The 24009-nt window shown below is 68.0% G+C and carries 22 protein-coding genes and 1 pseudogene; 11 read left to right on the top strand and 12 right to left on the bottom strand.

Going from position 1 to position 24009, the window contains the following annotated elements; all coding sequences use genetic code 11:
* Positions 1–340 precede the first annotated feature (340 nt).
* Both JWP28_RS13700 and JWP28_RS13695 read left to right on the top strand, forming a co-directional pair.
* Positions 341–460, top strand: a pseudogene (locus JWP28_RS13700) (hypothetical protein); the annotation flags it as partial.
* On the top strand, positions 457–633 hold the full coding sequence (locus tag JWP28_RS13695) for a rubredoxin (protein WP_299543713.1): 177 nt from the start codon (positions 457–459) through the stop codon (positions 631–633). The pseudogene JWP28_RS13700 and the gene JWP28_RS13695, both read left to right, overlap by 4 nt.
* Positions 634–674: 41 nt before the next feature.
* Here the strand turns inward: JWP28_RS13695 and paoC are convergent, their stop codons facing one another.
* The 3 genes from paoC to paoA are packed head-to-tail and all read right to left on the bottom strand — an operon-like array spanning position 675 to position 4516.
* Positions 675–2921: an aldehyde oxidoreductase molybdenum-binding subunit PaoC gene (gene paoC, locus JWP28_RS13690; protein WP_299543712.1), complete on the bottom strand. Its 2247-nt coding sequence runs from the start codon at positions 2919–2921 to the stop codon at positions 675–677.
* A gap of 3 nt (positions 2922–2924) precedes the next feature.
* Positions 2925–3875 carry a xanthine dehydrogenase family protein subunit M gene (locus JWP28_RS13685; RefSeq protein WP_299543711.1) on the bottom strand — a complete coding sequence of 317 codons (951 nt, stop codon included), beginning with the start codon at positions 3873–3875 and terminating at the stop codon, positions 2925–2927.
* On the bottom strand, positions 3872–4516 hold the full coding sequence (gene paoA, locus JWP28_RS13680) for an aldehyde dehydrogenase iron-sulfur subunit PaoA (protein ID WP_299543709.1): 645 nt from the start codon (positions 4514–4516) through the stop codon (positions 3872–3874). Before paoA ends, JWP28_RS13685 begins: the two co-directional genes overlap by 4 nt.
* Before the next feature lie 136 nt (positions 4517–4652).
* On the opposite strand from paoA, the gene JWP28_RS13675 reads away from it, so the two are divergent.
* Positions 4653–5183 (top strand): GNAT family N-acetyltransferase, encoded by a 531-nt coding sequence (locus JWP28_RS13675; RefSeq protein ID WP_299543708.1) that lies wholly within the window; start codon positions 4653–4655, stop codon positions 5181–5183.
* Positions 5184–5252: 69 nt separating this feature from the next.
* On the opposite strand, the gene JWP28_RS13670 is transcribed toward JWP28_RS13675, so the two are convergent.
* Positions 5253–6425 (bottom strand): permease, encoded by a 1173-nt coding sequence (locus JWP28_RS13670; protein WP_299543707.1) that lies wholly within the window; start codon positions 6423–6425, stop codon positions 5253–5255.
* A 210-nt stretch (positions 6426–6635) separates the two neighbouring features.
* Here JWP28_RS13670 and JWP28_RS13665 point away from each other — a divergent pair, with 210 nt between their 5' ends.
* The 3 genes from JWP28_RS13665 to JWP28_RS13655 all read left to right on the top strand — a co-directional run bounded on the left by JWP28_RS13665 (position 6636) and on the right by JWP28_RS13655 (position 10799).
* On the top strand, positions 6636–7136 hold the full coding sequence (locus JWP28_RS13665) for a DUF3237 domain-containing protein (RefSeq protein WP_299543706.1): 501 nt from the start codon (positions 6636–6638) through the stop codon (positions 7134–7136).
* Entirely contained in the window at positions 7129–8478 is a 1350-nt protein-coding gene (locus JWP28_RS13660; protein ID WP_299543704.1) for an MFS transporter, read from the top strand. Before JWP28_RS13665 ends, JWP28_RS13660 begins: the two co-directional genes overlap by 8 nt.
* Before the next feature lie 146 nt (positions 8479–8624).
* A complete protein-coding gene (locus JWP28_RS13655) occupies positions 8625–10799 on the top strand; it encodes a TonB-dependent receptor (RefSeq protein ID WP_299543702.1) in 2175 nt (724 codons plus the stop codon).
* A 68-nt stretch (positions 10800–10867) separates the two neighbouring features.
* Here the strand turns inward: JWP28_RS13655 and JWP28_RS13650 are convergent, their stop codons facing one another.
* From JWP28_RS13650 to JWP28_RS13620, 7 genes are all read right to left on the bottom strand, one after another.
* Positions 10868–11518, bottom strand: coding sequence for a carboxymuconolactone decarboxylase family protein (locus JWP28_RS13650; RefSeq protein ID WP_299543701.1), 651 nt, complete (start codon positions 11516–11518; stop codon positions 10868–10870).
* A 22-nt stretch (positions 11519–11540) separates the two neighbouring features.
* Positions 11541–11930 (bottom strand): nuclear transport factor 2 family protein, encoded by a 390-nt coding sequence (locus JWP28_RS13645; protein WP_299543699.1) that lies wholly within the window; start codon positions 11928–11930, stop codon positions 11541–11543.
* A 75-nt stretch (positions 11931–12005) separates the two neighbouring features.
* Positions 12006–12899 carry an SDR family NAD(P)-dependent oxidoreductase gene (locus JWP28_RS13640; RefSeq protein ID WP_299543697.1) on the bottom strand — a complete coding sequence of 298 codons (894 nt, stop codon included), beginning with the start codon at positions 12897–12899 and terminating at the stop codon, positions 12006–12008.
* The gene (locus tag JWP28_RS13635; protein ID WP_299543695.1) at positions 12896–14212 is read right to left on the bottom strand and encodes an MFS transporter; all 1317 of its coding nucleotides are present in this window, start codon (positions 14210–14212) and stop codon (positions 12896–12898) included. Before JWP28_RS13635 ends, JWP28_RS13640 begins: the two co-directional genes overlap by 4 nt.
* A 114-nt stretch (positions 14213–14326) precedes the next feature.
* Entirely contained in the window at positions 14327–15040 is a 714-nt protein-coding gene (locus JWP28_RS13630; RefSeq protein WP_299543694.1) for a glutathione S-transferase N-terminal domain-containing protein, read from the bottom strand.
* A 66-nt stretch (positions 15041–15106) separates the two neighbouring features.
* Positions 15107–17332, bottom strand: a complete 2226-nt coding sequence (locus JWP28_RS13625; protein ID WP_299543692.1) for a TonB-dependent receptor — start codon at positions 17330–17332, stop codon at positions 15107–15109.
* A 380-nt stretch (positions 17333–17712) separates the two neighbouring features.
* On the bottom strand, positions 17713–18339 hold the full coding sequence (locus JWP28_RS13620) for a VOC family protein (RefSeq protein ID WP_299543690.1): 627 nt from the start codon (positions 18337–18339) through the stop codon (positions 17713–17715).
* Between the two features lie 167 nt (positions 18340–18506).
* Here JWP28_RS13620 and JWP28_RS13615 point away from each other — a divergent pair, with 167 nt between their 5' ends.
* The 4 genes from JWP28_RS13615 to JWP28_RS13600 are packed head-to-tail and all read left to right on the top strand — an operon-like array spanning position 18507 to position 22457.
* Positions 18507–19511 (top strand): aminoglycoside phosphotransferase family protein, encoded by a 1005-nt coding sequence (locus JWP28_RS13615; RefSeq protein ID WP_299543688.1) that lies wholly within the window; start codon positions 18507–18509, stop codon positions 19509–19511.
* A complete protein-coding gene (gene eno, locus JWP28_RS13610) occupies positions 19508–20806 on the top strand; it encodes a phosphopyruvate hydratase (RefSeq protein WP_299543721.1) in 1299 nt (432 codons plus the stop codon). The genes JWP28_RS13615 and eno overlap by 4 nt, the downstream gene beginning before the upstream one ends.
* The gene (locus tag JWP28_RS13605) at positions 20803–21750 is read left to right on the top strand and encodes a 2-hydroxyacid dehydrogenase (protein ID WP_299543686.1); all 948 of its coding nucleotides are present in this window, start codon (positions 20803–20805) and stop codon (positions 21748–21750) included. Before eno ends, JWP28_RS13605 begins: the two co-directional genes overlap by 4 nt.
* Complete coding sequence (locus JWP28_RS13600; RefSeq protein ID WP_299543684.1) at positions 21750–22457, top strand: alpha/beta fold hydrolase; 708 nt, start codon at positions 21750–21752, stop codon at positions 22455–22457. The genes JWP28_RS13605 and JWP28_RS13600 overlap by 1 nt, the downstream gene beginning before the upstream one ends.
* On the opposite strand, the gene JWP28_RS13595 is transcribed toward JWP28_RS13600, so the two are convergent.
* The gene (locus JWP28_RS13595; protein WP_299543682.1) at positions 22454–23506 is read right to left on the bottom strand and encodes a hypothetical protein; all 1053 of its coding nucleotides are present in this window, start codon (positions 23504–23506) and stop codon (positions 22454–22456) included. The two genes, JWP28_RS13600 and JWP28_RS13595, sit on opposite strands and share 4 nt — an antisense overlap.
* Before the next feature lie 108 nt (positions 23507–23614).
* On the opposite strand from JWP28_RS13595, the gene JWP28_RS13590 reads away from it, so the two are divergent.
* Positions 23615–24009 (top strand): MarR family transcriptional regulator (locus JWP28_RS13590; RefSeq protein ID WP_299543681.1); only part of this gene is annotated, 395 nt, incomplete at its 3' end.

Genomic DNA, 24009 nt, shown 5'->3' with positions numbered 1-24009 from the left:
CGCACAGGGCGCGGACCTTCGTCCCTCGCTCGAGGCCGCTGCGGGCTCCGCTCAGCTGGGAGGCCCGCAGCCGTCGCGCGGGAAGCCCGATTGGATTTTGCATGTAAATTCCCCCAAAAACGCGCAGCGTGGCGGCGCAGTACGATCCGGCGCGCTCAGACGCTGACCCCCACCAAGCATTTCGTGTTATGTATAGACAACATTCCGGCGACGTTTTTTGCCGGGATTGATGTCAGGCGCCCAAAAGTGCCTTGCTGGCAGACGGGGCGCCCCCAAATTGGGCATCCGGGCGGCAGGTCGCCGCGCCTGGGCGGCTCATCGTCCGCAGCTGGCTGAAGGGGAACTTTTCGCGCGCCTGGACTCCGTGGAGCTGGACGGCGAACCTAAGCGGATGATGGCGTCCTTCGTCTGCGGACCGAAGGCCGTGCCGATCCGTTTCAAGATGCACCGAGGCCCATGACTGAAGCTTTCAAAGTCTGGCAGTGCCGCACCTGCGGCTACCTCTACGACGAGGCCGCCGGCGATCCCGGCGAAGGGTTGCCCGCGGGAACACGCTGGGCCGACATTCCGGACGACTGGGTCTGTCCGATGTGCGGCACGCCCAAGTCGGACTTCGACATGGTCGAGCTATGAGCGGCGGCGCTTCAAGGCCTCGAGGCCCACAGCCCCATCGCTCACTCGGCAGCTCCTGAAGCCTTAGCCGCCTGCCGATGGGTGGCAGGGAGCCCGGCGAGCAGCTTGTCCAGGGTCAGAGGATATTCCCGGATCCGCACGCCGCAGGCGTTGTAGACGGCGTTGGCGACCGCCGCTGCGACGCCGCAGATGCCCAGTTCGCCAACGCCCTTGGCCTTCATCGGCGAGGATTTGTCGTCCACCTCGTCCAGGAAGATCACCTCCTGGTGCGGGATGTCGGCGTGCACCGGCACCTGGTACTCGGCCATGTCGTGGTTGATGAAGCAGCCCGACCGCTGGTCGATCACCGCCTCCTCCATCAGGGCTGCGCCCACGCCCATGGTCATGGCGCCGATCACCTGGCTGCGCGCCGCCTTGGGATTGAGGATGCGTCCGGCGCCGAAGACGCCGCTCATCCGACGCACACGGATCTCGCCGGTGGCGGCATCCACCCCCACCTCGGCGAAGTGGGCGCCGAATGTCGCTTGCGCATAGGTCTTGGCCAGGTCGCCGAACTCGATGGCGTCCTCCGCCGACAGGCCGGCCTCGCCGGCGGCCTCGGCCAAGGTCACGCTGCGCCCGCCGGAGCTCACCTTGCCGCCATCGAACACCACGTCCGCCGCGTTGAAGCCGGCCTTCTGCGCCACCAGTCCGCGCAGCTTCACGCAGGCCGCATAGACCCCTGCCGTGGCGCTGTTGCCGCCCCACTGGCCGCCGGAACCGGCGGAGACCGGAAAGCTGGAATCCCCCAGCAGCACGACCACCTTGTCCATCGGCACGCCCATCATCTCCGCGGCGGTCTGGGCGATCACCGTGTAGCTGCCGGTGCCGATGTCGGTCATGTCGGTGGCGACCGTCACCACGCCCTTGCCATCGACGCCCACCCGCGCGGCGGACGTCTCGGTGAGGTTGCCGCGGAAGGCCGAGGCCATGCCCATGCCCACCAGCCAGCGGCCTTCGCGCACCTGGGCCGGCGTCGGGTTGCGCCTGCTCCAGCCGAACCGCTCGGCGCCGGTCTGCAGGCAGCCGACGAGGTTGCGGTGCGAGAACGGCCGCTTCGACCCCGCCTCCGGATCGAACTGGGTGTCATTGAGGATCCGAAACTGGACGGGATCGATCTTCAGCTTCTCGGCCGCCTCGTCCATGGCGATCTCCAGCGCCATCATCCCCGGGGCCTCGCCGGGCGCGCGCATGGCGTTGCCCTCCGGCAGGTCGAGAGTGGCCAGCCGATAGGCGGTCATCCGATTGGGACCCGCGTAGAGCAGCCGGGTCTGGTTGACCGCCAGCTCCGGCCCGCCGCCGGCCAGGTCGCCGGACCAGCTCTCGTGGCCGATGGCGGCGATCCTGCCGTCGCGGCCGGCCCCGATGCGGATCCGCTGGATGGTCGCCGGCCGATGGGTGGTGTTGTTGAACACCTGGCCGCGCGCCAGCGCCACCTTCACCGGCCGTCCCGCGGCCCGGGCGCCCAGGGCCGCCATCAGGGCGTCGGAGCGCACCCACAGCTTCGCGCCGAACCCACCGCCGACATAGGGCGACACGATGTGGATGTTCTCCTTGGGGATGAGCAGGGTCTCGCTCACGTCCCGCACCCCCCAGGCGATCATCTGGTTGGAGGTCCACAGGGTCAGCTTGTCGCCGTCCCAGGCCGCGGTCGTGGCGTGCGGCTCCATCATGGCGTGGCACTGGTCGGGGGTGGTGTAGGTCTCGTCGACCTTCACCGGGGCCGCGGCGAAGGCGGCGGCGAAATCGCCGACCGCCGTGTCGGCCTGACCCATGTACTCGTTGGCCTCGGGCATCACCGCGGTCCGCCGAGCGGCGGCCAGGTCGTAGGCGCCGTTCGTCTTGGCGTAGCGCACCCGGATCAGCTTCGACGCCGCCCGGGCCTGTTCGAAGGTCTCGGCCACCACCACGGCCACCGCCTGGTCGAAATGCTGCACCTCCGGCCCGGCCATCAGCCTGGCGGTGTTGGCCTCGGCCTTGCCGAGCTTGCCGGCGTTCTCATAGGTGACGATGGTCAGCACGCCCGGCGCACGCCGCGCCTGGCTAAGGTCGATGCCCTCGATCCGTCCCTTGGCGACGGCCGAGCCCAGCATGTAGCCGTAGGCCGCGTTCGGCGCCACATCGTGGCGCTCGTAGGCGTAGGGCGCCTTGCCCGTGGTTTTCAGCTTGCCCTCGATGCGGTCCACGGGCTTGCCGACAACCTTCAACCGGTCGATCTCGTTGGTCTGCGCGGGGGTGTCGAACCTCATCGGTCAGGCCCTGGCTTCGTCGAGAACGGCGTCCAGCGTCCGCTCGACCAACTGCGTCTTGAAGGCGTTCTGCGGCGTGGTCCTGGCGCCGGCCAGCACAGCGGCGGCCGTGGCCTTCGCGCCCTGGCCGATCCGGCTCTCCGCCGCCTCAACCCGCCAGGGCTTGTGCGCCAGGCCGCCGAAGGCGAGCCGTCCGCCGCCCCCCGGGGTGATCACCGCCGCCACCGAGATCAGGGCGAAGGCGTAGGAGGCGCGGTCGCGGACCTTCCGGTAGATGTGCGCGCCGCCCAAGGGCTTGGGCAGGGTCACTGCGGTGATCAGCTCCCCAGGCTCCAGGGTGGTGTCCAGCTGCGGCGCCCCATCGGGCAGGCGATGGAACTCGGCGATGGGGATGGTCCGCGCAGGCGCGCCGGCCCGCACGGTCTCGATTTGCGCGTCCAGCAACCGCATGGCCACCGCCATGTCACTGGGATGAGTGGCGATGCACTGGTCGCTCGTCCCCATGATCGCCAGGTTGCGGTTGAACCCGGCCAGGGCCGCGCAGCCCGTGCCCGGCTGGCGTTTGTTGCAGGCCTGGGTGGTGTCGTAGAAATAGGGGCAGCGCGTCCGCTGCAGCAGATTGCCCGCCGTGGTCGCCTTGTTGCGCAGCTGGCCCGAGGCGCCGGCCAGCAGCGCCCGGCTCAGCACGCCATAGTCCTTCCTCACGCGCTTGTCGGCCGCCAGGTCGGTGTTGCGCGCCAGGGCGCCGATCCGCAGGCCGCCTTCCGGCGTCTCGGCGATCTTGTCGAGGTCCAGCCGGCTAACGTCGATGAGATGTTGCGGCGTCTCGATCTCGAGCTTCATCAGGTCCAGCAGGTTGGTGCCGCCGGCGATGAACTTCGCGCCGGGGGTGCGTACAGCGGCGGCTGCGGCCTCGGCCGGCGACGCGGCCCGCTCATAGGTGAAGGCCTTCATGCCCTGGCTCCCGCCACGTCGCGGATTGCGTCGATGATGTTCGAGTAGGCGCCGCAGCGGCAGATGTTCCCGCTCATCCGCTCGCGCAGCTCCTCGAGGGAGGGCTGCGGCGCCGCCACCAGGTCGGCGCTCACATGGCTGGGGACGCCGGCCCGGATCTCGTCCAGCATCGCCACGGCCGAGCAGATCTGCCCCGGCGTGCAATAGCCGCACTGATAGCCGTCGTGCCTTACGAACGCCGCCTGCATGGGATGCAGGTGGTCAGGCTGGCCCAGCCCCTCGATGGTGGTGATCTCGTCGCCCTCGTGCATCACGGCCAGGGTGAGGCACGAATTGATCCGCCGCCCGTCCACCATCACCGTGCAGGCGCCGCACTGGCCGTGGTCGCAGCCCTTCTTGGTCCCGGTCAGGTGGATGTGCTCGCGCAGAGCGTCGAGCAGGGTGGTGCGAGGATCCAGCGTCAGGGCGCTGTCCTTGCCGTTCACTTTGAGGCGCACCGCGACCATGGCGGGCGCTCGCCCGGGAGGTTGGGCATCCTTCACGGCAGCCGCGGGTCCCGCCAGGCTGGCGGCCGTAGCGGTGGCTGCGCCTCCGGCCACGATGTGCCGGCGCGACACGGACAGCGCATCGTCTGGACCCATGTTTCACCTCGCGCGCTTGCAGTGTGCAAACTGATCGGTCACGCAAAAAGGTGCATGGCGCGACGCAGAAAATTCGCCGCCCTACGGAGGGGCGAGTGACGGCCGGCGCTCGGCTTCCAAGGTCTGGAAAGTGGCGATGAGTGGTGACCTGACGCCCGTCGCGGCGGCGGACCTGAGGGGATCGGGGGCGTTGAGCCATGCCCTGCTCGCGCTGAACAACGCTCATGCCGTGGAACTCTCCTGGCTGGAGCCTGATCGGCTTTGGCATCTGGTGGCGGAGGCGTTCGTGGCGAAGCGAATCGGGGACGCTGACGCCCTGCTGCTGGCGTTCGACCAGGACGCCGACTACGACGGCCCGAATTTCCTGTGGTTCCGCTCTCGTTATCGGCGCTTCGTGTACGTGGATCGGATCGTTGTCGCCTCTCACGCCCGCGGACGCGGCCATGCACGGCGGCTGTACGTCGACCTGTTCGAGCAGGCCCTTCAAGCCGGGCACGATCGGGTCGTCTGCGAGGTCAACTCCAACCCTCCCAATCCTGCGTCGGACGCCTTCCACGCAGACCTTGGCTTCACCGAGGTCGGCACCGGCTCGCTGGACGGCGGCCGCAAGACGGTGAGCTACCTGGCGCGCCAACTCACGCAAACGACTGCGCCAGGGAATGTGTAAGTCCGCACTTCACCAGCCAGGAGCTGGCGCGCTGAAAGCCATGGGATGCCCCGCGGCGGTCCTGCCCTTTCAGGCCGTTCCGCTGTGCGTGTGGCCGTCGTGCTCCGCGTGCGGGCTGCCGCCGCCGCCCATATGCCGCAGCATGTCCGGGCCGCCGGTCCGTAGGAAGCGCCAGACCAGCACCGCGGCGATGATCATGAAGCCGAGGTTGAGCCACGTCGTGTAGTTCCAGGAGAAGCCCAGGTCGGCCACATGCGCCGCGCGCGTGCTCGGAACCAGTCCGGCGGCGCCGAACGCCAGTTCGACGACATAGCCGGCGAGCGCCATGGCGGCGTAGAACAGCACGAACAGGATGGCCGCCACCTTCAGCCCGTAATAGCGGCGATAGATGTCGAGGATCGGCAGGATGATCAGGTCGGCGAAGATGAAGGAGATCACGCCACCGAAGCTCGCGCCCCCGTTCCACAGCACCGCCGCCAACGGCACGTTTCCGACCGAGCAGACGAACGAGGCGACTGCCACCAACGGCCCCAACAGTGGACCGACGAGCTTGGCGAGCACGGGGTGATCGGTGAAGAACACCGCGGCCCATACTGAGTTCGGGACCCACGCAGCCAAGGCGCCGGCGATCAGAAATCCCAGGAGCAGGTCCACCCAGACCGACGCCCAATCCATCACGAAGTAGTGGGAGGTGGCGGTGAAACCCTTGGGGGAAAACAGCCGCTTGAGGAGCGGTCCTTCGGTGACGGCCATGTCCATATCCGCATGGCCTTCCATGCGCCCCGCGACGCCCTTCTCGGCCTGGGCCCTGGCCTCCTTAACCAGGCTTTCGCGCATGAAGAGACGCAGAAGGACCGAGAGGATGACGATCATCACTATCCCGCCGGCCCAGGTCGCTGCCGTAAACCGCCAGCCCAGCATCACCCAAAGCACGATGCCGAGTTCCAACACGAGATTGGTCGAGGCGAATTGGAAGGCCATGGCGGCGTTGAAATTGGCCCCCTTCCGGAACATCGACCGCGCGATGGCGACCGCGGCGTAGGAACATGACGAGGAGGCCGCGCCCAGCAGCGCCGCCTTGAGGAGCGACCTCGGACGGTCGTCCGGCAGGAGCTTGGCCATCTCGCCGTGCGAGACCACCGCTTGGATCGCCGCGGAGATCCCGAAGCCCAGGATCAACGGCCAGACCAGCAGCCATCCCATGGCGGCCGCCATCCGCAACGCTTGAAGGACGTGTTCCATCTGCGTCCAACGTGGACGGCGGTTCGCCGCTCCGCAATTCTGGAGAGCGTATGCCCGATCGCTATGGCGACATCTGTCGTCCGCTACGACACCTGACGACCGAGCAGTTCACGCAGCATGGCGGTGTTGTGGCGCGCACGCGCCGACTGCGCCTATTCCGTCGGAATAAAAAATGTAGATTGCTAAGCATTCTGTTCCAGGAGGAATCGCATGGCGGCGCAGGAAACGGACCTCCTGAGGTCGCGGCCACTCTGCACCGTCGAGATTCAATTGGAAGACGACGCCCCGGTGGCGCTTGGCCGCTCGCCCTGGCGCAATCGCCGGGTCAGCTACATCGCGGGTGGCGTGATCGATGGCGAACGGCTGCGCGGAGAAGTGCTCCCCGGCGGTGGTGACTGGTCCGAACTTGGCGCCGGGCCGGACGGCGCCGCCGTCACCCTGATCGACGTGCGCTCGATCTGGAAGACCCACGACGGCGGCCTGATCTACGTGACCTACGGCGGGCGGCTGGTCATCCCACCGGCCGCGCTGGCGGATTTCCGCGACCTTGCCAAAGTCGAGCAGTTGCCGGCCGACAGCTATTATTTCCGCATCCAGCCTACGTTCGAGACGGGGGACGACCGGTACGCATGGCTGAACGCCGTGGTGGCCGTCGGCGTCGGTCGCCGGACCGCACGGGGCGTACGCTATCGGATTGCAGCCCTTGACTAGCGTCGCGGCCGAAGGGGCCGTCCCCGTCGCCCAGGCGCCGTCGGCGGCCTACGCCTGGTACGTCGTGGCGATCCTGCTGCTGGCCTACACCCTGTCGTTCATCGACCGGATGATCCTCAGCCTGCTGGTGGGGCCGATCCGCGCCGACCTGGGCATTTCGGACACCCAGATGAGCCTGCTGATGGGGTTCGCCTTCGCGATATTCTACAGCGCGCTCGGGATTCCCCTGGGGTGGCTGGCCGACCGCGGCGGCCGGCGCGGCTTGATCGTCGCCGGCATAGCGGCCTGGAGCCTGATGACCGCCGCCTGCGCCCTGGCGCGAAACTACGCCGCCCTGTTCCTGGTCCGGATCGGCGTGGGGGTTGGCGAGGCCACGCTGTCGCCCGCGGCCTACTCCCTGCTGGGCGACTACTTCGCGCGGGACAAGCTGGGCCGCGCCATGGCCGTGTACTCCATCGGAGTTCCGCTAGGTTCGGGCGTCGCCCTGGTGGCCGGCTCACTGGTCGTGAAGTTCGTGACCGAGGGTCCGCCCGTCGTGCTGCCGGTCCTGGGAGTCCTGGCGCCCTGGCGTCTGACGTTCCTCTGTATCGGAACTCCCGGCCTGCTGGTTGCGGCGCTGGTGGCGATGACGGTCCGCGAACCCCGGCGGCTTGGCGCAACCGATGAGGTCGCGCCCGGCGAGTTCGTCGCCTTTCTTCGAGCGCACCCGACCGCGCTCCTGGCGCACTTCGGCGGCATGTCGCTAGTGGCGCTGGTGATGTACGGCGCGATGGCCTGGATTCCGCAGTTCCTGCATCGGACCTATGGCATGCCCGTCCCCCAGGCCGGACTGTGGTTCGGCGCCGCGACCGCCGTGTGCGGGAGCTGCGGACTGCTGATCGGCGGCTGGCTTGCCGACCATCTTTACCGCCGGGGTTACAAGGACGCTCACCTCAGGGTGATCCGCCTGAATGCCTTGCTCCTCCTGCCGCTGTTCGTGGGGATGGCCCTGGCCCCGACGGAGCCCCTGGCGCTGGCCCTCATGATCGCTGGAATGTTGCTGGGCACCATCCACGGCGGCGTCGCAGGCGCGGCCTTGCAGATGATCGCGCCGAACCGGCTGCGGGCGCGGATCGTGGCGCTGTACTTCCTGGCCGCCAACCTGATCGGGCTGGGGCTCGGTCCCACCGCCATCGCCCTGGTCACCGACAAAGTCTTCCACGACGACGCCGCGCTGCGCTACGGCCTGGCGATCGTCACCGCGGTGGCGCTGCCGGTTTCGGCGTTGATCCTGACGCTCGGCCTGAAGCCCTTCGCCCGGGCGGTCGAGGCCTCCGAGCGCCGCCTGCCCGCCGCCGCCTGAAGGTGTCCGCGCGCCGAAGCGCTCGCGCTGGGTGTCGGCGCGCCGAATGCACGCCTGAATACTTAGTAATCTATCTATTTCCGGTGTAGCTTGTCGGCTTCGAAGCAGATCTCACGCCCACGATGAGATCGCTGGGGAGGCTGCAAATGACCAAGCATCTAGCCTATGGCGTCTCGCGCCTTGCGCTGAGCGTCGCGATTTTCGCCGCCGGCCATGCCGCCGCGCAGACGAAGCCCGCCGAGATCTCGGAACTCGTCGTCACCGCCCAACGGGTCGAGGAAAACATCCAGAAGGTGCCGATCGCGGTCACTGCGTTTTCCGCCGCCACGCTTGAACGCCAGTCCATTGAGAACCTGCAGGACATCGCCCTTCGGACGCCCGGCTTCAGCGCCGGCGCGGTGGACCCGATCCAGTCCAACCTGGCCATCCGCGGCATCGGCTCGGCCTTCGGGATCAGCCAGAACGCCGGCGGGGACGCCTCGGTCGTCGTGTTCGTCGACGGGGTCTACGCCGGTCGCGGCGGCACGCCTGACATCGACGCGCTCAACCTGGAGCGCATCGAGGTGCTACGCGGCCCGCAGGGCACGCTGTTCGGAAAGAACACCGTCGGCGGCCTGATCCAATACGTGACCCGCAAGCCGCAGAACGAGACCTCGCTGCGGATCGAGGGCGAGCTTGGCAACTACAACCGCCGCGTGATCAATGCGCGCGGCAACACGCCGATCTCCGACAAGGTTTTCCTGTCGCTCGGGGCCTCGCTGAAGCTGCACGATGGTTACGAGTTCAACGAGACGACCCATCACGACGTCGACAACGAAGACCTGAAGACGGTGACGGCGGCGCTCCGCCTGCTGCCGAGCGACAACCTCGACATCGTGCTCGCCACGGATTTCACCATGCAGGACCAGAGGGGCAATCCCCGGCACAATATCTGTGACCCCACCTTCGCGGGCGGGATCCACTGCGTCGGCATCAACCCGGATCCGCGCGTGGTCGACGCCTTCACCGACGGCTACCTGCGCCGCTGGCTGCAGACCTACCGGGGCGAGGTGAACTGGACGACGCCCATCGGCGTCGTGACCTCGATCACCGCCTACCGCAATGTGACGCTCAACTTCAAGACGCCGTTCTTCTCCAACCCGGTGAACCCGCCCAACGAGATCGAATCGACGGAGACCGACCACGAGAAGGACAAGCAGTTCAGCCAGGAGGTCCGGCTGGCCTTTGGCGGCTTCGACAACCGGCTGAAGGGGCAGGTTGGCGCGTACTACCTCAACGAAGACAACGACCGCACCGAGATCCTGCAGCAGGACTTCCCGGCGCCCTCGATCACCGGCGTGGCGACCTATCCGCAGAGGGTCAAGGGCCGCAGCTGGGCGGTCTTCGGACAGGCCAGCTTCGCGATTACCGACACCCTGACCGCAACGGCCGGCCTGCGCCAGACCTGGGAAAAGAAGGACGGCCATTTCATCGGCCAGAAGGTGTCCGGCCCCGGCCTCCCGCCGCCGCTCGTCGCCAACTACGACGTCACTGGCTCCAAGTCCTGGAACGCCCTGACGCCGCGCTACGCCTTGGACTGGCAGGCGACGAAGGGCGCGCTGGTCTACGTGTCGGCGACGCGCGGCTTCAAGAGCGGCGGCTTCCAGGGCATCGCTGGTTCGGCGCTGAGCCAGGCGACGCCCTATGATCCGGAATACGCCTGGAGCTACGAGGGCGGCGCCAAGACCCAGTGGCTGGACAATCGGCTGCGCCTGAATCTCTCCGTGTTCCAGACCGACTACAAGGACCTCCAGGTCTCCTCGCTGGTCCCGCTGTGCTGCGTGGTGGTCGGAAACGCGGCGACGGCCAGGATCAGGGGCGCCGAGCTGGAGTGGGTGATCGCCCCGGTCGAAGGCCTGGAAATCGACGGCAGCTACGCAAGGCTCGACGCGAAGTTCACCAGCTTCGCCAACGGCGCGACAGCCAATTACACCGGCAACGTCCTGCCGCGTTCGCCGAAGGACAAGGTGCATCTCGGCGCGCAATACAGCTTCGACATGCAAGGCTGGGGCCTGCTCGGCCGCGTCGATTACACCAACCAGTCGAAGATGTATTTCGACGCCTCCAACATCTCCACGCAGAAGCAGGAAGGCTATATCGACGTCGACGCCCGGGTGTCGATCACCTCGCCCGACAAGCGTTGGGAGCTCGCGGCGTGGGGCAAGAACCTGACCGACGAGCTGGTGGCGACCTACGTCACCGCGTTTGCGCCCTACCACCAGGTGCTCGTGCCGTATGCGCCGCCGAGGACCTACGGCGTGACCCTGATCTGGAGGATGTAGCCAGCCTCAGCGGGGGCCGCCCTGCCCCCCGGGGGCGGCCTTTTCGGACGGCTTGCGGACAGGCTCGATCAGCGTCCCTGCGGCCGCGGCGCGCTCAGGAAGTCCTGGGCGCTGAAACCCTCCGGCGCGGCCACCTCGACGATGGGCTCTTCGCGGTTGTCGAACTCCATTCGGAGCGCCCGGGTGATGACGGCGTGCATGGCGTAGAGCGTCGTGATGTAGGTGAATTCGAAGATCTGCTCGTCGCTCCAGAAGGTCTTCAGCTTGTCGAAGACCTCCAGCGGCGTGCGTCCGTCGGCCTGGGTCAGGCAGTCGGCGTAAGCCAGCACCGCCCGCTCCTGGTCGTCAAAGGCGTCGGAAACCGTCCAATGGGCGATCGCCGCGATCTTCTCCTCCGAGACGCCCAGGCCCCGCAGGGACTTGCAGTGCTGGGAGAACACGAACTGGCTGCCCTTCACCCACCCGGCGCGGGTCTGGCCGAGTTCGCGCAGCACCGGATCGATCTTGCGATCGGGATGGCGGTAGACCGCGAAACCGTCGACCGCGTGCTGGAAGATGTCGGGCGCCAGGGCGAAGACCGTCCACCAGTCCCCGGGCGTGCCCGTGGCCGTGCCCGGGCTCGCCACCGGGTCGCGGTCCGGTCCGAACAGCCGATCATAGTAGCGGGTGACGACCTCGGCCTTGACCTCGGAGCGCGGGACTTGTCGCAGGACGGGCATGCTGGACTCCAGGGGATTGGGCTCAGGCGTACTTGCGGAATTCCGCGACGCCCGCGGAGTCGAAATATTCGTCGAGGCGGGTGATCTTCCCGTCCTTCACCGCGCAGACAATGCAGGCCGGCAGCTCGACGCGGACACCGTCGTGCTTGCGGACGCCGCTGAGCACATGCTGCTGCACGAAGCCGGTGGGAAAGACCTCGACGCGCCGGTCGCCGTAAACCCGGTCGAGGATCCGCGTGACCATGCCCTTGAGGGTCTTCGCGTTGTCGGCTGGGGCTTGCTCTTGCCGGTCGGTGTTGTGCCAGATCCTGGCGTCGGGGGCGTAGCAGGCCACCAGCCCGTCCACATCACCAGCTTCGACACAGTCGAAGAAGCGTTTGGCGAGGGCGCGCATCGCGGCGTCGTCTGACATGTCTAGGTCTCCTTGGGTTGAGCGTCAGGCCTCGGGACGGCGAGCTGCCGGCCCCGCATGACGTGCGGAAAAGCCTCAGCGCGCCACGGCGACGTTCATGCGCTTGGCGCCGTTCGCGGCGACCAGGCTTTCGATGTCGTCTCCGGGATAGTCCGGATCGGCGGACTCGCCGAAGGCGGCCAGCATCTCGGCGACCTGCGCCTCAGCCATCGCCTTCCACTCCGGATGGGTGAAGATGAAGAACTCGTCCCGCTCGATGGCGCGCACCACCCGTTGCCCGATCTTGTCCGGCGACATGCCCCCGGCCAGCACCGAGGTCATGTTCTGGGCTGTCTGCGCCGCCGCGCCCTGCTCGGACGCGCCCGGCCGCAGGCGTTGGGTGGTCTCAACGATCCTGGTCGCCGACATCCCGGGACACAGGACCGAGATGCCGACTTCGGTGTCGGCCAACTCGTTGCGCAGGGCCGTGGCGATGCCCAGGGTGGCGAATTTCGAGCTGATGTAGGCGACCGAGATCGGGGGCGGCACAATGGCGACCATGGAGGACGTCAGCGCGAGGTGGCAGGGGCCGCCCATGGCCTTCATGGCGCCCAAGAACGTTCGGCAGGCGTAGAGGTGGGCATGGGCGTTGACCGCGTAGGCCCAGCGCCAGACCTCCGGGTCGTAGGTCTCGAACTTTCCGGAACCGCCGCCGACGCCGGCGTTGCTGAACAGGATCCTCACCTCGCCGAACCCGGCCGCGGCTTCGCCCGCGCGCGCCCAGTCGGCTTCCTCGGCCACGTTCAGTTGCAGTCCGAGCGCGTCGACTCCCGCGGCGCGCAGGTCAGCGGCGGCGGCCTCGATGCGGGCCTTGTCGATGTCGGCCAGGATCAGGCGGGCGCCCCTGGCGCCAAGCGCCCTGGCGGTGGCCAGGCCTATGCCGCTCCCGCCGCCGGTCACGAAGGCGGTCTTGCCTTTGAGCTCCTTCATCGCGCGGCCTCCTGCATGATGGCTTCGGTGTCACGCACGACGACCCGTGAGACCGCGACGTAGCCGACCGCCGCCAGGACGGCGACCGGCGCAAGGCAGAGCAAGGCGATCCGCAGCGGCTCGGCGACCTTGGCGACGGCGAGCGCGTCGCTCACCATCCCGATGGCCAGGGGGCCGCCGCCGAGACCCACAATGTTGAATGCGAGCAGCAGCAGCGCGGTCGCCGTGGCGCGGGCGGCGACCGGCGACAGGTTCTGAACTATGGCCAGCGCCGGAGCGACGTAGATTGTGCAGCAGATCATCGGCGCCAGCATCAGGACGAGCGACGTCTGCCAGGAGTGCGCCAGCAAGGCGAACGCGAGGCTCGGCGCGACCAGCAGCATGGCGAGACCCGGGACATAGGCGTAGGCCTTGAGGCTGCGCTTGCCGGCGCTGTTGACCAGCGCCCCGCCGCCGACGATGCCGACCCCCATGCAGAGACCCGCCGCCGGTCCGAACCAGCGCGCGACCTCGGCCAATGGCATGTGCTGGACGCGCATCAGATAGGCCGGGATCCAGTTCAGCATCCCGTAGCTCACAAAGGCGGAGAGGCCGCTGGCGAGGAGCAGCCAGCGCAAGGTCGGGCGCGACAGGAACAGTCGCACCGTGGGGCCGAGGCGACCGGCGGGCGCGCCGGGCGCCCGGCTTGGGTCGAGGCCCCCGCGCTCCGGCTCCCGAACGACCGCGGCCAGGAGCAGGGCCGCAAGGGCGCCCAGCGACGCCACTCCGACGAAGGCGCCGCGCCAGCCGAATTGACCCGCGGCCCAGCCCCCAAGGCTGGCGCCGAGGAAGACGCCGAGCGGCCCGTTGGCGGTGAACAGTCCGATGACCGCCGGCCGCTTCTCCGGCGGATAGTAGTCGGCCAGGATCGACAGCGAGGGCGCGGTGCCTCCGGCCTCGCCGACACCCACGCCGACCCGGGCGATGGCGAGCTGCCAGAACGAGGTCGCAAAGCCGCAAGCGCCGGTGAACAGGCTCCAGAGAAGACAGGCGCCGGCGACAAGCCGGACGCGGTGTGTCCGGTCCGCCAGCATCGCGGCGGGTACGCCCAGCAACGCGTAAAACAGCGCAAAGCTGAGGCCGGTCAGCAGGCCGAACTGGGTGTCGCTGAAATGCAGCTCGCGCCGGATCGGTTCGACCAGCACCGATAGGATCTGGCGGTCGACGAAATTCACCGTTCCGACCGCGGTCAGCACGACCAGCGCCAAGGTCCGCTCGGGACGTGCGGCCACCACACCAGATGGGCTGAGGACCGCCGCCCTTGCCTGTTGCATCTTACTCCCTGCTGACGCTGTCCTGCGTCTTGTGGGCACGGTAGGTCGGCGCCCGAATGTGTCAACTAAGTTTACGGTTCGGCTCGTCGCCAAGCCCCTTGGCGACGAGCCGGTCTAGCTCTCCGCGCTCCTGAGCATGTTCTCGCCGAACAGGTTGGACCACTCCTCGGAGGTCAGCCTCGGGCGCAGGCTCGAAAGGTTCGGCGCGTTCTTGACCTCTGTGCCGCGCATCACCGCCGGCCGCTCGCCCACGGCGGCGAACCAACGGCCGATGTTGGGACAGGCTTCGAGGCTCATGGCGATGGCCCGGGTCGCACGGACCCACGGCCACGCCGCCATGTCCGCGATCGAATATTCCTCGGCCAGGAAGTCCGCCTCGCCGAGCCGCCGCTCCAGCACCGCGATCAGGCGGCGGGCCTCGTTGACGTAGCGCGCGACCCCGTACTCCTGGCCCTCCGGCGCATAGCGGACGAAGTGGTGCGCCTGGCCGTGCATGGGCCCAAGGCCGGCCATCTGCCACATCAGCCACTGCTGGGCGAGCGAGCGTCGGCGAAGATCGGCGGGCATGAACGCGCCGCCGGCCTTCTCGGAGAGATAGAGCAGGATGGCGCCGGATTCGAAGACCGCGAAGGGCGCGCCGCCGAAGGCCGGCTCGTGGTCGACGATGGCCGGCAGGCGGCCGTTCGGATTGATCCGGCGATAGGCCGGCGTCAGCTGGTCGCCCTTGAGCATGTCATAGGGGATCAGGCGATAGGCGAGGCGAAGCTCCTCCAGCATGATCGTCACCTTGTGACCGTTGGGCGTCGGCACGAAGTGGACGTCGATCATGGAATTCCCCAAGCGGCGGAGGGTGGCCACGCAGTCGCCGGGCCCGCCGCCGCCGCCGCTCCAGCGTTAGAACCTCATGCCCGCCTCGATCGCGACATTGCGGGTTTCCTCGAGATAGAGGATCGCGCGCGGGCTGGCGGTGATCGGGAAGGGCAGGTTGAAGGCGCTGCCGGTCGTCAGCTCGTTGGTCAGGTTCTTGCCGACCAGGGCGATGTGCCACTGCTCGCTGCTGGGACCATACTGGATGCGGGCGTCGACCTTGGCGTAGCCCTTTTGCAGCCCGAACAAGGGGCTCTCGTTGTCGGAGTCGAAGTACTTCGACCGTCCGGACACGGCGACGGTCGTATCGACCACATAGTCGTTCGCCAGTTCCAGGCGGTAGTGGCCCTGCGTGGTGAAGCTGAACTTCGAGCTGTAGGGCAGCGGAGCGCCGGCGATGTTGTTGGCGGCGCTGCTGGCCGGCACGGCGGGATTGCACTGCGCCAGCGTCTGGGTCGCCAGGCAGCCGGCCCCCGGATAGTCGTCGTATTTGGCGTCCTGGTAGGCGGCGGCGGCGGTGAAATCGAGGTTCTTGACGGGGTACCAGGCCGCCGAGCCCTCGACCCCCTTCGAACTGGCGCTGGCGGCGTTGCCGGTCACGTAGACCTGCAGAGCCGAATTGTAGAACGAGACCTGAAGGTTCTTGAACTTGGTGTCGTAGACCGAAACGTTCAGAACGAGCTTGCCGTCGGCGAGCGTGGATTTGACCCCCGCCTCGTAGTTCTCCGACTTCTCGGGCCGATAGGCGAAGGTGGCGTTGGTCGTGCCGTAGGTGTTGGAGACGAAGCCGCCGGACTTCGAACCTCGGCCATAGGTCGCGTAGAGCATCACGTGCGGCGCGACGTCGTACTGCACGGTGGCGGACGGATCGACGTTGTCTTCGCCCTTGATGTTGCCGACCGCGACGGTGTTGACCGGGCGAAGGGCAAAGGGTCCGGACCGCAGCCGGCCGTAGAAGATGGCCCGCTTGTCGGTGTTGGTGTAGCGAAGACTGCCCACCAGCCGCAGCGCGTCGGTGACGTGGTAGGTGCCCTGGCCGAACACGGAATAGGATTGGGCGCGCTGCCGGAAGTCGGTCTCCAGCAGGCCCTGATAGACCAGCACGCCGGGGATGTTGATGTTGAACCCGCCGAGCTGGGTCAACTGGTAGAGCGAGGTGTCGTAGTAGGCGCCCACGATATATTCGAACGTCCGGCCGGTGGGTGACAGGAGCCGAAGTTCCTGGGACCACTGACGGAAGTGTTCCGGATAGCTGTTGTAGACGCTGTTGGTCGTAAAGCCGCCGGTCGGCAGCGCCTGGTCGAAGTTGTTGACGATATTGGAGCGGAAAAAGGAATAGCCGGTCACTGAGGTGAGGGTGAAGTCGCCCAGGGCCAGGTTGCCGGTGCCGGAGAGCATCCACGAAGTGGCTTTTGTGCCCTCCCGGCCGAGCGGATTTTGCGTGCTGTAGCGCACATCGTGCGGCTGCTGGCCCGTCGTCAGTGGGCTCGACACGTTGGATCCGCCGACAACTTCGCGGTTCCCGTAGTCGACCTTCAGCGTGTAGTCGAAATCGCCGGTCGGCGCATACCGCAGCGTCAGGCGGGCGAGCTGCATGCGGTTCGCCGGTTCCTCGTTGCCGTTCGCCAGGTTCTTGATGTAGCCGTCCTCATCGACGATCTTCACGGCCAGCCGGGCGCCCAGGTGCTCGGTCACCGGGCCGGACAGGAAGCCCGAGGCCTCGTATCCCTTGAGATCGAAGTTGTAGACGCCGGTCGCCGAGCCCTGGAAGGTCGAGGTCGGCCCGGCGGAAACGATGCTGACGGCCCCGGCCGCCGTGTTCTTGCCGAACAAGGCGCCCTGCGGGCCACGGAGCACCTCGACCCGCTCCACGTCGAAGAGCGGCGACTGCGCCTGGCGGTTTCGGCCCGCGTAGATCCCGTCGATGTACAGGCTCACCGCCTGATCGAACGAGAAGTTGGAGGGGGGCGACCCGAACCCGCGAATGTAGATCGTGTCGTTGCCGGCCGTCGTCTCGACGGTGACGTTCGGCGTGAACTTCACCATCTGCTTGAAGTCGACGGTGTTGAAGGCCGCCAGCTTGGCGCCCGACACGACCTCCATCGAGATCGGCACATCCTGCAGCTTTTCGACGCGCTTCTGCGCCGTCACGACGACTTCGCCGAGCGTGCCGTTGGCGGCGTCCTGTGCGGCAGCCGCGCTCGCCAGCGCGCTCACCAACATGGTCGTTGAAAATAGAATGCGGCCGATCATCGCCGTCTCCCCCCGGGTTTCCTATGGTTTGCGTTCTGTTGGTCGAACGTTGTCGTGAGCCTGCGCTTGTCCCCGATTAGTGTCAATTTAGTTGACGTTCACCCCCACCCGCGCGCTCGGACAGACGCCGGCTTCGGCCGCTGGAAAGGCCTGCGTCGGGGCGTCGGTGGGTGACCAGCGACAACCCCGGCGTTGGCGCAATGCGAGCTTCGACTGGCGCTGCGCGGGCCACGAGCTGCAGCCCAGGAGGCCCGCCGCCGCACAGTCCTTTCGAACCATCCGCCGCGGACCAACGCCATCATTAGATTACTAAGGGTTTCTGTCAATCAGCGGCGATTTCGGAGAATCCCGGGCAAATTCAAACCTGATTTGGCGGTCGGCTATTTCGCGGGCTCGAGCGCCTTGACGTCGTTCTCGGCCAGCATCGTCTCGACCTTCAGCACCACGTTCTGAGCCCGCGTTCCGTCGGCGCGCACGGCCTCGTGGGCGACGTCGGAGGCGTCGAAGGTCTTTGTCCAGGCGGCGAACTCGAGACAGACGCCGTCGGGATCAAAGAAATAGACCGAGCGCACGAACACGTCGTCGTTCAGCTGGTCGCTGTTCTGGGTGGGCGAGTTGTCGTGGTTCAGGATCTTGGTGACCTGCACGCCCTTGGCCTTCAGCCGATCGTAGTATTCGTCGAATTTCTCGGCGGGCACATTGAAGGCGATGTGATTCATCGATCCGTGCGCCGACGTGAAGTCGCCTTGGGTGGGCAAGGCCGCGGGGGCCGAGACGCCCGGCATCGCTTCGCGCCCTTGCGGGAACCAGAAGAACGCCAACGAGTCACCGTTGCCGATGTCGAAGAAGAAGTGCTGGCCCCGGCCGCCCGGCAGGTCGATCGTCTTGACCAGCGGCATGCCGAGGACGTCGCGGTAGAACTCCACCGTGCGGGCCATGTCCTTGCACACCAAGGCCAGGTGGTTGACGCCGCAGATCTCGAAATCGGGATTCGTCGGTTTCGGCATGACATCCTCCTTACGGCTCGTCGGGGCTGCGCCCGATCTTAAGCTCAGGACGGCAGTAAATCCCCGCGCCGCAGTTTCGTCAATTTCCTTGACGCTTGGGGAGAGGTGCGACGCGGCGGTCCGCGCTGGACTGGACCATAGTCCCTTAGGATACTAACTATCTGCCGGTGTCTGCGCATCCCGACATCATCGACGCCCTGAAGGCGCGGGGCTTCCTGCCTGCGGACGCCGAGCCGAGACTGGAGCCATTGAGCGGCGGCGTGTCGAGCGACGTCTTCCGCCTGGAGACGGTCAACGGCCCTGTCTGCGTCAAGCGGGCGCTCGCAAAGCTCCGCGTCGATGCCGATTGGCGCGCGCCGGTGGAGCGCTCTCACGTGGAGGCCGAATGGCTCCGCGCGGCGCGGCCCCTGGTGGGCGCAGCCGTGCCGGAGGTCCTGCTCGAACTCGAAGCCGCGAATCTTTTCGTCATGAGCTTCTACGCGCCGGAGACTCACCGAATCTGGAAGGCGGAGCTCGCCGCCGGGCGCACGGACCCCGTCTTCGCCAGCCGCGTGGGCGCGTTGATCGCCAAGGTCCACGCCGGTTGTGCGGGCTCGCAGGCCCTGGCCGGGCGATTTGCGACGACGGCGCTCTTCGAAGACCTGCGGCTCGCGCCCTTCCTGCGCCATGCGGCCGTGGTTCATCCGGAGCTAGCGCCGCGGCTGGTCGCCCTGGCCGACCGCACCGCCGCGACGCGGATCACCCTGGTTCACGGGGACGTCAGCCCCAAGAACATCCTCCACGGGCCGGAGGGTCCCGTTCTGCTGGACGCCGAATGCGCCTGGTATGGCGACCCGGCGTTCGACCTGGCGTTCTGCTCGGCGCACCTACTCTTGAAGACGGTCTGGCGGCCGGCGTTCGCCGCGGATTTCCTGCGCGATGCAGCGGCGGTTCGCGACGCCTATCTGGCCGGGGTCGACTGGGAGCCGGCCGCCGAGGTGGACGCGCGCGCGGCGCAGCTGACCGCGGCGATCCTGCTGGCGCGTGTCGACGGCAAGTCGCCCGCCGACTATCTGCAAACTCTGGAGGATCGCGGGTTCGTCCGCGAGACTGCGAAACGGCTTATCGCCGGCGATATGTCGTCGATGCCGGTGCTGTTGGCGGCTTGGAACGAGGGCCTTGCGACGCGATGAAGACGACTATTACCGCCGTCCGCGCGCGCCAGATCTGGGATTCACGGGGCCGGCCCACGGTCGAGGCGGAGCTCACCCTCGCCGGAGGGGCCTTCGGGCGGGCCCTGGCGCCGGCGGGCGCATCGCGCGGGGCGCATGAGGCGATCGACCTGCGCGATGGCGGCCCTCGCTTCGGCGGCTGGGGAGTCGATCGGGCCGTGGCGGCGGTCAACGGCGAAATCGCCCGGCTGCTCGTCGGCCGCGACTGTGCCGATCAGGTGGGGCTCGATCGCGCCATGACCGACGCCGACGGCGCCGAGAACCTCTCCCGCTTCGGCGGCAATGCGACGGTCGCGGTGTCGCTGGCCGCGCTTCACGCGACCGCGGCGGCGGCCCGGCTGCCTCTGTGGGCGCTGCTTGCCGAGGGCCGCAAGCCGCGCCTGCCGCTTCCGGAGGTGCAGATCTTCGGCGGCGGCGCCCATGCCGGCCGACGGACCGACGTGCAGGACTTCATGATCATGGCGCCGCGCGCGCAGAGCGTCCGCCACGCGCTCGAGATCACCGCCGACGTGTTTCGAGCGGCGGGTGGTCTGATGGCCGACAGCGGCCGGCTGGCCGGGGCGGCGGACGAAGGTGGCTGGTGGCCGATGTTCGAGTCGAACGAGGCGGCTCTCGGCGACTTGACGCGCGCGATCGAGCTGGCGGGCTACCGGCCGGGCGAGGACGTCTTCATTTCGCTCGACGTGGCCGCCAATGAACTGCACGCCGAGGGTCGCTATCGGCTCGGACTCGACGGCGCCGACCTCTCCAGCGGCGAAATGGTCGAGCGGGTGGCGCAGTGGGTGGTTCGTTACCCGATCCTGTCCATCGAGGATCCGGTCGCGCAGGACGATCTGGAGGGCTTTGCCCTGGCCACCGCCAGGTTCGGCGATAAGGTCCAGCTGATCGGCGACGACATCCTGGTGACCAACGCCGAGAGGGTGCGACGCGCGGCGGCCGCCGGCGCCGGCAACGCGGTTCTGGTGAAGGTCAACCAGGCTGGCGTGGTCACCCGGGCCAAGGCGGCGCTCGACGCGGCCAAGGCGCTCGGCTGGGGCGCCATCGTCTCGGCGCGCTCCGGCGAGACCGAGGACGTCAGCATCGCGCACCTGGCCACCGGCTGGGACGCAGGACAGATCAAAGTCGGCAGCTTCGCGCGCTCGGAGCGTATGGCGAAGTGGAACGAGCTGTTGAGGATCGAGGAGGCAATGGGCGAAGACGCGGAGTTCGCCGGAGCGTCGGCCTTCGCGGCATCGGTGGCGGCAGGCCTGACGTGAAGGCCGTCTTGCACTACCGGGCGAGCACCGGGTTCCGCTCGGCGCTCGATCGCCACGCCGCGGCCTCGAACAACCAGGCGGTGGTGGTGGACGAGACCGACGACCCCGGCTTCGCCCGCGAGATCGCCGACGCAGACGTGCTGTTGCACGTGCTGAAGCCGGTGACGCCGGCGACGATCGCCGCCGGGCCGCGCCTCAGGCTGATCCAGAAGCTGGGCGTCGGCGTGAACACCATCGACCTGGAGGCGGCCAAGGCGGCCGGCGTCGCCGTCGCCAACATGCCGGGGACCAACAGCCAGGCGGTGGCGGAGATGGCCCTCGCGCTCATGCTGGCCGTACTGCGCCGCCTCTCCTACCTCGACCCGCTGACCCGCCGCGGCGGGGGCTGGGCGCCGGAACCGGACCTGATCGACGGGGTCGGGGAGATCGCCGGACGCACGGTGGGCTTCGTCGGCTATGGCGCCTCGGCCTCGCGCCTGGGCGGCGCGCTGCAGGCTCTGGGCGCGGAAGTGATCTACACCGCCAACAGCGCCAAGCCCGATGCGCCGGGGCGGTTCGTGACGCTCGCAGAACTACTGGCGCAGGCCGACATCGTCTCGCTGCATCTTCCCCTGACCGCCGAGACGCGGGGGCTGATCGACGCACGCGCGCTCGCCGCGATGCGGCCGGGGGCGATCCTGATCAACACCGCGCGCGGCGGCCTGGTGGACGAGGCGGCCCTGGTCGCGGCGCTGCAGTCGGGCCGCCTGCGCGGCGCGGGGCTGGACGTCTTCGCCGAGGAGCCCGTCGACCCGGCTAATCCGCTGCTCGCCCTGCCGAACGTGGTCCTGGCGCCGCATATGGCGTGGCTGACGCCGGAGACGCTGGAGCGCAGCCTGGCCGCCGCCTTCGAAAACTGCCGCCGCCTCGCCACCGGCGAGCCGCTGCTCAACCGGATCGTCTGATGGCCGTCTCCCGTCCCGCCGTGGTGTTCGCCTCCGGGCAGCTCCTGACCGACGAGGTCTGGGCGCCGCAGGTCGCGGCCCTGTCGGCCGACTATGACCTGCGGATGTCCGATCACGGCCGCGACGACACGATCGCCGGCATGGCTGCGCGACTGCTGGAAGGCGCCCCGCCACGGTTTCATCTGGCCGCCCACGCCATGGGCGGGTTCACCGCTTTCGAGGTGATGCGGCAGGCGCCGCAGCGGGTGATCAGCCTGGTGCTGATCGCCACCCTCGCGCCAAACGATGGGCCGGCCCAGACCGAGCGGCGGCAGGGCTACATCCGGCTGGTCGAAGACGGACGATTCGACGAGGTGGTCGAGGAGCGCATCCCGATCCTGGTGCATCCGGCGCGGCGTGAGGACGGCCCGTTGCTGGCCGTGGTCAGGCGCATGGCCAGGGAGACCGGGGCGCCGCGCTTCCTTTGCCAGCAGCGCGCGATCATGAGCCGGGCCGACAGCCGGCCGTCGCTGGCCGCCATCGCCGTCCCGACCCTGCTGATCCGCGGCGCCCAGGACGGGATCACCACCGAGGCCCACCAGGCCGAGATCCTGGCGGGCGTCGCCGGCTCCAGGCTGGTTGTCGTCGAGGACTGCGGCCACCTGCCGACGCTGGAGAAGCCGTTGACCACCAATCGGCTGCTGTCCGACTGGCTGGCGCCGGCCTAGGCCACGCCCAGTTCCGCGCGGACGATGGCCGCGCCGTCCGCCATGGCCTTCAACTTTCCGAACGCGACCTCGCGGCTCTGGTATTTCATGCCGCAATCCGGCGCGATGATCAGGCGCTCGGCGTCGATGTAAGGCAGCGCCCGCCGGATCCGCGCGGCCACCGTCTCGGCGCTTTCCACGCCAGGGTCGTTCAGGTCGATCACCCCGTACATGATGTATTTGCTGGGCAGCTCGAGCAGGATCGACGGGTCGAGGTTGGGCTGCGCGGCCTCGATGGAGATGATGTCCACGTCCGACGCCTCCAGCTCTTCGAGGAAGGCGTAGCCGCCGGGCTTGGCCGCACCCTTGTGCACGTGGGCGTAGCCGAAGCAGATGTGCAGCGCCGTCAGCCCGCCGACATCCTTCACCGCCCGGTTGATGGCGTCGATGGCGAAGGCGCGGGCCTCGTTGGCCTTCGCCTGCAGATAAGGTTCGTCAAGCTGGACGATGTCGACGCCGGCGGCGAACAGGTCGCGGGCTTCCGCATTCACGGCGTCGGCGTAGTCGAGCGCCAGCGAGCGGGCGTCAGGATAGTAGTCGTTCTGCGCCTGCTGGGTCATGGTGAAGGGCCCGGGAATGGTGATCTTCACCGGCCCGCCCGCCCGCGCCTTCAGGAAGGCGGCGTCCTGCGCCTCGATCGGACCGATCCGGCGAATCGGGCCCGCAACGCGCGGCACCGGGTTCATCGCCCCGGTGCGGTCCATGGCCATGCCCGGGGTATCGATGTCGATGCCCGCCAAGGCGGTCGCCAGCCGGTTGGAATAGCTCTCGCGGCGCATCTCGCCATCGCCGATGATGTCGATGCCGGCCAGCCTCTGGTCGCTGATCGCCACCAGCGTCGCGGCTTCCTGGGCGTCCGCCAGCTGCGGTTCCTTGATGCGCCAGAGCTCGGAAGCGCGGATTCGCGGCGGCAGCCGGCTCTTCAATCCGTCGCGATCGATCAGCCAGTCGGGTTGGGGATAGCTTCCGACGATCGTCGTGGGCAGCAGAGGCAGGCCGAGCAGCGACATTCGTTGACCATCCAGAAACTTAGTATTCTATCTAATTCCTAGGTAGGCGCCCGTATGCTGTCAACGGACGCGATTGCCGGGCGCGAGCAGGGGTGAAATTGTCGGGGGATGAGCCAGATCGAACTGTACGCCGACCCGACCAACAGCATCGGCTATCTCACGCGAATCGCCTTCCGGGCGTTCTCCCGGGCGCTCGAGGTCCGCACGGCGCCGCATGGCGTGTCCAGCGGCCAATGGCGGTTTCTGCGGGTGCTGTGGCGCGAGGATGGCCTGACCCAGCGCGAGCTCAGCCGACGGGTGGGCATGCGCGAACCTACGACCGTCATCGCGCTGAAAAGCCTCGAGCGCAGCGGTTTCGTCGTGCGGCGCAAGAGCGTCGAGGACCGGCGCAAGGCGCACGTTTTCCTGACCCCCGAGGCCAAGGCGCTGCAGCCGGTGCTCCTGCCCGCGGTCGCCGAGGTCAACGCCATCGCCCTGGCCGGCCTGTCCCCGTCCGAGATCGC

The sequence above is a fragment of the Phenylobacterium sp. genome, assembly GCF_028290885.1.
Classification (GTDB): Bacteria; Pseudomonadota; Alphaproteobacteria; order Caulobacterales; family Caulobacteraceae; genus Phenylobacterium.
Note: the sequence above shows the minus strand (reverse complement) of the source record. Positions and strands in the feature narration are given on the sequence as shown.